Annotated in this window: 11 protein-coding genes; 9 read left to right on the top strand and 2 right to left on the bottom strand. The window is 54.3% G+C overall.

Annotated elements, in window-relative coordinates; genetic code table 11:
• From A1351_RS25055 to A1351_RS24275, 6 genes are all read left to right on the top strand, one after another.
• The coding region (locus tag A1351_RS25055; RefSeq protein ID WP_198162186.1) for a hypothetical protein at positions 1-200 on the top strand (200 nt) is incomplete at its 5' end.
• A 152-nt stretch (positions 201-352) separates the two neighbouring features.
• A complete protein-coding gene (locus tag A1351_RS01155) occupies positions 353-655 on the top strand; it encodes a hypothetical protein (RefSeq protein WP_064031944.1) in 303 nt (100 codons plus the stop codon).
• Positions 648-1820: a glycosyltransferase family 1 protein gene (locus A1351_RS01150; RefSeq protein ID WP_064031943.1), complete on the top strand. Its 1173-nt coding sequence runs from the start codon at positions 648-650 to the stop codon at positions 1818-1820. Before A1351_RS01155 ends, A1351_RS01150 begins: the two co-directional genes overlap by 8 nt.
• Before the next feature lie 197 nt (positions 1821-2017).
• Positions 2018-2719: a bifunctional 2-polyprenyl-6-hydroxyphenol methylase/3-demethylubiquinol 3-O-methyltransferase UbiG gene (locus A1351_RS01145; RefSeq protein ID WP_198162185.1), complete on the top strand. Its 702-nt coding sequence runs from the start codon at positions 2018-2020 to the stop codon at positions 2717-2719.
• Positions 2720-2867: 148 nt separating this feature from the next.
• Positions 2868-3806 (top strand): hypothetical protein, encoded by a 939-nt coding sequence (locus A1351_RS23535; RefSeq protein WP_157096027.1) that lies wholly within the window; start codon positions 2868-2870, stop codon positions 3804-3806.
• A 227-nt stretch (positions 3807-4033) separates the two neighbouring features.
• The gene (locus A1351_RS24275) at positions 4034-5050 is read left to right on the top strand and encodes a hypothetical protein (RefSeq protein ID WP_157096026.1); all 1017 of its coding nucleotides are present in this window, start codon (positions 4034-4036) and stop codon (positions 5048-5050) included.
• A gap of 236 nt (positions 5051-5286) precedes the next feature.
• On the opposite strand, the gene A1351_RS01140 is transcribed toward A1351_RS24275, so the two are convergent.
• Positions 5287-5691 carry a type II toxin-antitoxin system VapC family toxin gene (locus A1351_RS01140; protein WP_024882108.1) on the bottom strand — a complete coding sequence of 135 codons (405 nt, stop codon included), beginning with the start codon at positions 5689-5691 and terminating at the stop codon, positions 5287-5289.
• A complete protein-coding gene (locus A1351_RS01135) occupies positions 5691-5945 on the bottom strand; it encodes a type II toxin-antitoxin system Phd/YefM family antitoxin (RefSeq protein WP_024882107.1) in 255 nt (84 codons plus the stop codon). Before A1351_RS01135 ends, A1351_RS01140 begins: the two co-directional genes overlap by 1 nt.
• A gap of 426 nt (positions 5946-6371) precedes the next feature.
• Between A1351_RS01135 and A1351_RS24270 the strand changes: the two genes are divergently transcribed.
• From A1351_RS24270 to A1351_RS24265, 3 genes are all read left to right on the top strand, one after another.
• Positions 6372-7820, top strand: a complete 1449-nt coding sequence (locus A1351_RS24270) for a lipopolysaccharide biosynthesis protein (RefSeq protein ID WP_157096025.1) — start codon at positions 6372-6374, stop codon at positions 7818-7820.
• A 402-nt stretch (positions 7821-8222) separates the two neighbouring features.
• Entirely contained in the window at positions 8223-8456 is a 234-nt protein-coding gene (locus tag A1351_RS01125) for a transposase (RefSeq protein WP_024882105.1), read from the top strand.
• A gap of 60 nt (positions 8457-8516) precedes the next feature.
• Entirely contained in the window at positions 8517-9005 is a 489-nt protein-coding gene (locus tag A1351_RS24265) for a hypothetical protein (protein ID WP_134188303.1), read from the top strand.
• The last annotated feature ends 99 nt before the right edge of the window (positions 9006-9104 follow it).

The following is a 9104-nucleotide window of genomic DNA, read 5'->3' as shown; positions in this document are numbered from 1 at the left end:
TCCAGGTCGCAGGCTTCAATCTCGGCGTCCTGATGCGCGCCCTCGTCGGTTGCGGGACGCCAAGAGAACGCGCCGAGGCGGCCAGAAACGTCTTTTTGTTCGTTATTCGGACGGATAGCGCCACGGGCATCGTCATCATCGTTGACATCGGCAGCGCGCCGGCCATGCTCGCCGTCATCGCCGCTCCGGAACTCGATTAATCAAGCCGCGACTTCGTCACCGCGCTGGTAACTTGAGGCAACTCTCGTCCCGTGCTCATAAAGCAAGCTGCATCCCGGCATAGACCACACACACCTAATCCCTGGACCAACAGCGAAATGTGCGCTTTCTAGCAAGCATCAGCGCGAAGGTTGTGGCCGCCGCCCATCGCGGCCAGGACAATCAGGACAGCTTCGTCGACGAGACGATCGCGCTCGGACATACTCAGCGCGCCATCATCGACATGTCGCCGGCAGGCAAGCAGCCCACGCGGTCCCCGGACGGCCGCAAGGTCATCGTGTACAACGACGAGAGCTACAATTTCCGAGAGCTACGGCGCGACCACGAGAAGCGGCGCGAACCGGAGCGTGCTCTCGTCGGACTGCGGGTCGGCAAAATGACTGAGGCGGGCGAGGCCTGGCTTGGTGTCGAGCCGGGAGACAACGGCGATGCTTGAGCACCGCGGAATGGTCAACGGACGCACGAAACCGTTGCGCGTCGCTGTGTTCAACGCCAGCGAACGCTACCACGGCTATGCGACCGGGGTCGGGAAGCACGCTGTCAACATGGTCGGGGAGCTTGCCAGAAGGAAAGACGTCGACCTGACATTCTGGGTGCCAAAGGACTACTGGGCCCTAGATCAATCGGCACCTTCGATGGCACCACTCGCCCATGTCCAGAGTTGCCGCTTGCCGATATCACGACGCGCTTATGCCGCTGCGACCCTGAGCTTGAACTGGCCCTCTCTCGACGCGTACTCCGGCGAGGTGGATTGGATCTACAGCCCGCGGGAGGTCCTCGTCAGCGCGCGCCATGCGAACACGGCGGTAACGATACACGATGTCTATCATTTCGAGCCCGGCCGCAAAAAGCGCTTCGATCCACGAACACTCATGCGGTTTGCAATGTGGTCACGGATCGTATCGCGGGCCTCGGTCGTCCTGACAGTGTCGGAATTTTCGAAAAGCCGCATTTGTGAAGTGTTCGGAGCCGATCGGGCACGCGTCCAGGTTCTCGGCAACGGCATCGAGCAGCACTTCTTCGATATATCGCGTATGGATCCCGACGTGGCGTCGCCCTTGAGCGGCGTGAAATACTTCATTGCAGTGGGCGGCATCTCCCGGAAAAAAGGCGGCCACAACTTATTGCGCTTTGCCGAGCAGCTCGCAATCCAGGCGTCGGAGATCCGGCTCGTGGTGATCGGTCCAGTAGAGCAGGAATTTAGAAGTGACGCCTCTGCGGCGCGGAATGTGATGCTCATCGACGGCGGCATCGACGACCTGTCGATGGGCCGCTGGATCCGTGGAGCCATTGCCCTTGTCTCCCTTTCGAATTACGAGGGGTTTGGCATCCCAGGACTCGAGGCCATGGCAGCGGGCGTTCCCGTCGTGGCGAATAGGGGGGGAGGCGCGTTGCCCGAAATCATTGGTGAAGCGGGCTTGATGATCGATGCCGATTCCGCGACTGACCTCGCCGAGGCCGTGGAACTCCGGCGTGACGCCAATCTGCGCGACACGCTCATCAAGCGGGGGCATGCGCGCGCCGCCGAATATCGTTGGGATCGGTTCTGTGACCGGCTCGCCACTCTCCTCAGCGCTTACGCCGCACGCCCGTATAGCTGACGGGCTGATATGGGCCAAGCACATCAGCGAGCGCCCGCTACGGCCGAAGACCGAGTGATGCAATTTGGCGGAACCATGCGCTTGATATCTGGAATGCCACGCTCGCTGCTTAGCCCAGCCGGTAGTGGCGCCGCTTCTCGCGCTTGATGAAACGTTGGTGCCAGAACTTCCTTCAGCCTCGAAAACAAGGACGACTCATGACGGACGACTATGCGGGATATTCCGTATGGAAGCAGTGGAATCCTTCGCAGTTCATGGTCTGCGGCCCCTATGAGAGGCGCTATTATAAGGGTGAGTTCCGAGGGCTAGACTTGTCTGGCCGGAGAATACTCGAATTGGGATTCGGCAATGGCGGCTTCCTCCGTTATGCAACGGACCAGGGAGCCAGAATATCCGGCACGGAACTGCTCGCCGAGGCGCGAGCAAGCGCAGTGGAACGCGGCGTGCGCGTCTATGCGCTCGATTTGTCCGACGCCTTGACGGAGGACACAGGCAATTTTGACATCGTTGTCGCATTCGACGTCATGGAGCACTTGACGCGCGAGCAGCTTCTCGTCTTGTTCGAGTCCTTGGCGAAGCTGCTGAAATCCGGCGGACATGTATTAGCGCGCTTCCCCAATGCCCAAAGCCCACTTGGTTGCGTGACCCAAAACGGCGATTGGACACATCGCTCCGCGCTCTCCGGGCAAGTGCTGATGCAGCTTCTGGTCGGCAAGCCTTGGACAATGGTACGCGCCGAAAACCCCTTCACGGTGGTCGATGCTGACAGCGCGCTGAAGCGAATCGGAATGCGCTTGCGCTACGCCACGCGCCGGGGTGTCGAATGGACCCTAGCCAAGCTCTACGGAATCGCCATCGCGCTCGACCCCAATGTCACCGTTCTACTCAGACGTGACTGAATACCAGAACTCTCCCGGCTCCCGTGAACCGATAGATGGTTTTTTCGGTGGGAGCGTTCTCGAAAGCGCGTTTTTCCGGTGAATCCGCGTTCATACGTCGGCACCGACGTTGACCAGGGCCTTCGCCGGCTTATGGAGGAAGACGGAGATGTTCAAATTTGCCTATCGCATGCAGCAAACGGAGATGTTCAAATTTCTCCGTCTCGTCCGGGATTGGCTACTTGCGCCAATTTATAAGAAACAAGATACGCTGCATGACTATCTTGTGAGAACACAATGGACTCAATCAGTGAGCGCAACGAAAAACCCACTTAGTCGCTTCGGGGCTAAGTATTTCTCTCAAACAGACGAGGATGGAATCACACTCGAAATTGTTAAACGTCTTGGTATTGCGAATGGAACATTTGTTGAGCTTGGTGTAGGCGATGGACTAGAAAATAACACTCTAATTCTTCTAGCGATGGGTTGGCGCGGGTTCTGGATCGGCGGCGAAGATTTGTGTTTCAATCATAAGTTGAACCCACAACGATTCGCTTTCTTAAAGGCTTTTGTAACGCTGGAAAATGTCATACCACTCATGCGGCAGGGCTTCGAAAAGTTGGCGATTATTACTGCAGACGTTATAAGTATCGATTTAGATGGCAACGATTACTATTTTGTAAATGATATACTAGAGAGTGGCGTATCTCCTAAGCTTTTTATAGTTGAATATAATGCAAAATTCCCTCCGCCAATTAAATGGACTATTGATTACGATGCAAATCATTTATGGGACCATAGCGACTATTCAGGCGCATCTTTACAACTGCTATCAGATCTGTTATCGTGTTTCTCTTATACATTATTATGTTGCAATGCGGCGACGGGGGCTAACGCATTTTTTGTTCGGGATGAATATCTATCGTATTTCCCAGAGGCTCCAAAAAATATTGACGATATTTTCGTCCCGGCCAACTATCAGCTTTTTAAACAGGGTCACCGCCCGTCGCCAAAAACCATTGAGCGAATGCTCATTATGGGCGGGTCTTCGTGCGGCGGCGCGGCCCCCGTGATTGCTGAAAAGCAAGTTCGTCAATACGTGGACTGAATGCACCCGAGACAGTTTCTCGCCCCTCCTTGTTCGGAATTATCGAGCTTTCAACTAGGCTTTGCGTATTAGAACAAACATAGAACTCGTCGATTTGGCGACGAGCAGCGCCACGCCTACCTCATGGTTCGCCCGATGGCTTCGAATGCGTCTGTCGCTGCGACTCGGGATCGAAAAACGCTCTCAGCTATAGGTGAAAGTAGTGACCAACGGAGGCTTGACCAGCGATGCTTTCTAAGACAACTTGGCACACAATAATTTTAAGTCGCCTGGTCGGTATTATTGATTACCCTCTATATCGGGCGCAAACTCCTAACGTTATTGTTTTATCACGCCTGTTTGGCGTAAAATCGATTGATTTACGAATCCCCTCATCCTTATCGGCGGACAACCCAAGTATAATTCCTACTGCGTCAGGATGGATGGCAATTGTAAGGGCACATAATTGGATAACAAGTTGTTGCGGTCGGTTTATCGGATTTCATGGATCGGATTTGCACAATGAAAACTGGCTGTTAACTCTTAATAACGATTTAGAAGTCATCGAGCGGCTAAAACTTTGTGATTTATCCGATTATACAACAACAACTGATGAGCATCCCGCGCGAAATGGCATTGAGGATGCTCGGTTAAGCGAAATAGACGGAGATGTCTATTTAACAGGAAGTGCTTATAATACAGTAACTGGGAGCTGCACAATGACAAGGGCGCGCGTCGTCGGAGATCGACTGGCGGATGTGACATTCCTCAGGTCCCCGTTCCAATGTGCGCAAGAAAAAAATTGGATGCCCGTAGATATTGATGGCGTTATGAATGCGATCTATCGCGTCAGCCCATTCTGTCTATTGCGATTGGAAGGCGAGGCTAAGGTCGTCATCGAAAGCACAGGTAAGCCACATTTGCGGGTGTATAATGGATCGTCACAACTTGTGCCATTCGGCGAAGGCTGGCTGTGCCTGCTTCATCGTCGCATTAATGTGACACGAAGAAGCTTTCGCTCAAGGAAAAATAGTGTATCTGGGATATTCTATGTACACCGCTTTATTCATTTTGATAGATCGTGGGAGATCGTCTCGGAATCCGGAGATTTCTTTTTTGAAAAAAGGGGTCTTGAATTCTGCGCCGGGCTCGCTCGGAAGGGTGATCGCTTCGTTGTTTCGTATGGCCTGAATGCTAGCGCGGCGAAGTTGATGGAACTCTGCAAGTTTCAAATTGAAAGCTTACTCTCTGATCCTGCTCAATAAGAGTTCGTCCATGAACGAAAACTGAACTCATGCCGCCGCGACCACACACGCAGAAAGTGATGATCTTGCAGCCGAGATCCCGGCCTTTGCAAAGATCGTCGACACGCGAAGTCGTGCTCATCCCGGCAATATCGCTCCTCGTATCGAGCAACCATGTAAGTCTCGCGCCGTTTGCGCCAGAGCGGCTTACCGTAACATTATCCAGCCGAACGGGATGCTGAGTGTCGGCCGACGGATCATGCTAGGTCCCACGGATTGATTATCGTCGCCCCGGTGTCGTTGAAGTCGGCGATATTCCGGGTAACGACGATGAGATCGTGAACGATCGCCGTCGCAGCAATCAACCCGTCTACATCGCCCCGCGGACGAATTGCCGCGATCCGGCCCCATTCGACGGCGATCTGGTCGGTGATCGGCAGGATGCGATCTGCATGGTCGCTTCGCAGCTTGCGTAGCCATTCGGCGAGATGTCCGGCGGCTTTGGGGTCCAACTTCTGCTTCAGCGCAATCCCCCGCATGATCTCACCAAGCGTCAGGACACTCAGATATACGCCGAGCGGATCGACGGAGCGTAGCCACGAGATCGCCTGTGGCGCGCCGCGCCGGGCCTCGGAAACGACATTTGTGTCGACCAGATACATCAGAAAGCAGGACTACGGCTCGGCGTCTTTGCGCGTTGCATGACTGCCTCGGCGAACTCGCCGTCCCAGCTCGGGCCAGTGAACAGGTCGTCGACAAACGACGGCCTGCCGGGGCGCAACGCATCATAGTCGCGCGCCGACAGCACGACGACCGCGCGTTCACCGCGCAAAGTGACGGTCTGCGGGCCTTCCTCGCGCGCCTTCTGCACTACCTTGGAGAACTGGTTCTTAGCGTCCTGCAGCGACCATTCCACGAGCTCGCTCCTAGCTAGGCTGTCTAGCCATATAGCCGGAAGTTCTGAAATGTCAACACTCTCTCGGAGCCCGGATCGACGTTGGTCACAATATCTGATCGGGAGACTATATGGGCCATGATCGAAGGCGGAGGCGGAGGACGAATAGAGAAACAGTCAATTTCGAGGGCAGCAATTTCGAATGAGAGGTGATCCAATGCGTCTGGCGGCTCTTCTTCGTCATCGAAGGCTCCTGATTCGCAGCGAGAATCCTCGCCGCTGTCAGGCAGAAAATCCAATCAAGCCACTGTCCGAATTTCCGAGGTCGCCTCTGATCGCGTTCATTACAGCTGATCTATGTCCTCGCAGCGTGAGCAGTCACATTCTCACATGCGCGACACACCCAAAAAATTTGCGCCCCAACGGAAGCTGATCAGGGACCAAGTCATGGTCGGGATTTACCAAGATCGCTTGACAGAAACTCTTCGAGGTTCGATGAAACGCATTATTGAGGTATTGAAAGCGGTGCGTTCCAGAGATACACGCGGCTTTCGCATGCTTAGATACACGCTGATGTCGATTTTCACCCGGGGAACTGGAACCCTAGCAAATTTTTTCATCCTACCGTTCATGGTAAGTTATCTCGGACCCGATCGTTACGGTGTTTGGGCCACTCTCAGTTCTCTAATGATTTGGTTCTCTCTTGCCGACGGCGGGGTTACCGCCGGTGCTACGGCGCTAATCGCTCACGCCCACGGCGCAGATGACAGAATCGGAGTCCGAAAACTTCTTTCCACGACATACGCCGCCGCTTCTAGCGCAAGTTGTATTATTGCACTTATTGCACTTTATGCAAGTCCGCATATCGATTTTGGCTGGGCGTTGAATATATCAAGCCCACAACTTCAAATGGAAGCGCGCGATGTTGCAAATGTAATTCTATATCTAGGGGCAATGTCATTTCCAACAGCAGTTGCAATTCAGGCTCGCACGGCGCTTCAACAAGGCGACGTCGCAAAACAGTGGGAATTTATATCTACTATATTAACAATATGCGCGCAGGTTATCTCTATATATACGCAGTCAAGTATGGTAATAGTTGTATTTGCAACACTAGGGATTCGTCCTATCATAAATAGTGTTGCCTCACTATATTTTTTCAATAATGATGGGATTGATATCCGTCCGCATTGGAAATTTGTCGAATGGCGTGTGTGCCAACGCCTATACGTTTCAGGATCGATTTATCTAACATTTATATCGCTACAGGCCCTCGCAGTTCAATCTGATCAAATACTTGTAGCGCATCTGCTAAACATTGAATCCGTAACAGACTACTATATAGTTCAGAAAATACTAACTGCTCCTTCATTGGTGACAGATATGTATTTGCTTGCCCAAATGCCAGCTTATGGCGAGGCTTTCGCGAGAGGAGATTTTCGTTGGGTGCGCCGCCATTTTATAATCTCAAATATTATTATAATAACGTTTAACGCGTTTGTGTCATGCGTCATCGTTGCTGTGTTGGATAAAATTCTTGCCGCCTGGATGGGAGAAGCAATCGATCCGTCGCCTTTGCTGGTCACCAGCATGGCGGTTTACGGGGCCGTCTCAGCGGTCGCGCATGGGTTCACTGGTTTTTTCTACATGGCGACGATCCACCGCATGGTGCTGTTCGGCCAGCTTGGGATGGTGGTCATCAATCTGCCTCTAGCGATTATTCTCATTCCGAAGATTGGCAGCGCTGGCGCGGTCATAGCGACCAGTATTGGATATTCAATCGCCGTCATTGCGCCCGGCATTTGGAGGATCATCAGCCTTTTCCGCGATTTTTCAGAGGTGCAAACACGCTTGGTCGGGCAGGGCTCAAACAAGAGCCCCGCTTTGACGGAGTGATCGGCGATACTCGGCTTCAGCCGAGCAGGTGGAACAACGCGATGATCGATTTCAAGGGTGGCCTCTGACAGTCGCAGCTAGGGCCGCAGGGAGGCGATCTTCCGTTCTCGCCTCTTGCCTTCCTCGACTGGACGTCGGGGGCGACCCCGCTGGGAGACTCTGGCGCAAACGACGAAAGACGGGAGCTATCGACGAAAGTGGGTGATGTCGCGGCGAGAGGCAGACGGCATATTAGCCCGTTGACGAAGTGAGGCTCACCTGATTCTGTTCGTTGAAGAGAGACGAATGCGGCTATCGTGACGGCGATGCAGCGAGAGACGGGGGCGCAGGGCGATTTGATCGTGACATGGATCGATCTGCCGCGTTCTCTGGGGCACGCATTTTACGACAAGCTTCAAAAAGGTGCTGCTCGACGCCGATTTCGATGCCTTCGTCGTGGACGCATGCAAGCCCTATTACGCAGCGCGGATAGGCGCGCCGTCGTTGCCACCGGGCCGGTATTTCCGTATGCGCATGGTCGGCTATTTCGAAAGGCGCGACAGCGAACGGGGCATCGTGTGGCGCTGCGCCAATTCCTTTTCGCTGCGCGATTTCCTGCGGCTTTCGACACGGGACAAAATTCCCGATCACTTCTGACTGTCGAAGACGCACTCGCGTCTCCAGCACGAAGTCCACGAGAAGGTTTTCGGCGTTGTCTTGAAGCTTGTCGCCGAGCAGGGTCTTGTCAAGAGTAAGCGCATCGGCGTCGCCGACTCAAACGCGGCGTTGCGCAGCATCGTGCGGCGCGACAATGGCGAGACCTATCGTGCGATGCTCGAGTGCATGGCGAAGGAAAGCGGCGTCGAGACGCCGATTATCGACGTCCTCGTTCGACTCGACCCGCAAGAGCAAAGGAGAGAAGCTGTCGAACGAGGACTGGACGAACAAGACGGACGCTGCGGCGAAGATCGCCAGGATGAAGGACGGGACGACGCATCTCGCCTACAAGCCGGAACACGCGGTCGATCTCGAAACGGGCGTCATCGTCGCTGCGCCGATCTAAGAAGCCGACGAGGGCGATACGACGACGCTCGGCGAAACGCTGAAGACGGCGAAGAACAATCTTTCGGCTGTCGGCCTCGTGTCGACGTAGGACGATCCTGCGAAATCATCGCGGACTTGGCTATCATTCGCGCGAGGTTTTGAAAGCTCTCGACGACGGCGAGTGGAAGAGCCGAATCGCCGAGTCTTCGCCGGCGAAGGGCTATTTGCGCCGGTGGTAACGCGCCCCTGAAAAACTCCACC

The sequence above is a fragment of the Methylosinus sp. R-45379 genome, from assembly GCF_001644125.1.
Lineage (GTDB): Bacteria > Pseudomonadota > Alphaproteobacteria > Rhizobiales > Beijerinckiaceae > Methylosinus.
Note: the sequence above shows the minus strand (reverse complement) of the source record. Positions and strands in the feature narration are given on the sequence as shown.

What these genes read in the sequence shown, in the direction of transcription:
- A1351_RS01145 (WP_198162185.1), top strand. Translation starts at nt 2,018, where the DNA reads ATGACGGACGACTATGCGGGATATTCCGTATGGAAGCAGTGGAATCCT.
- A1351_RS01150 (WP_064031943.1), top strand. Translation starts at nt 648, where the DNA reads ATGCTTGAGCACCGCGGAATGGTCAACGGACGCACGAAACCGTTGCGC.
- A1351_RS24275 (WP_157096026.1), top strand. Translation starts at nt 4,034, where the DNA reads ATGCTTTCTAAGACAACTTGGCACACAATAATTTTAAGTCGCCTGGTC.
- A1351_RS24270 (WP_157096025.1), top strand. Translation starts at nt 6,372, where the DNA reads ATGGTCGGGATTTACCAAGATCGCTTGACAGAAACTCTTCGAGGTTCG.
- A1351_RS01140 (WP_024882108.1), bottom strand. Translation starts at nt 5,691, where the DNA reads ATGTATCTGGTCGACACAAATGTCGTTTCCGAGGCCCGGCGCGGCGCG.
- A1351_RS23535 (WP_157096027.1), top strand. Translation starts at nt 2,868, where the DNA reads ATGTTCAAATTTGCCTATCGCATGCAGCAAACGGAGATGTTCAAATTT.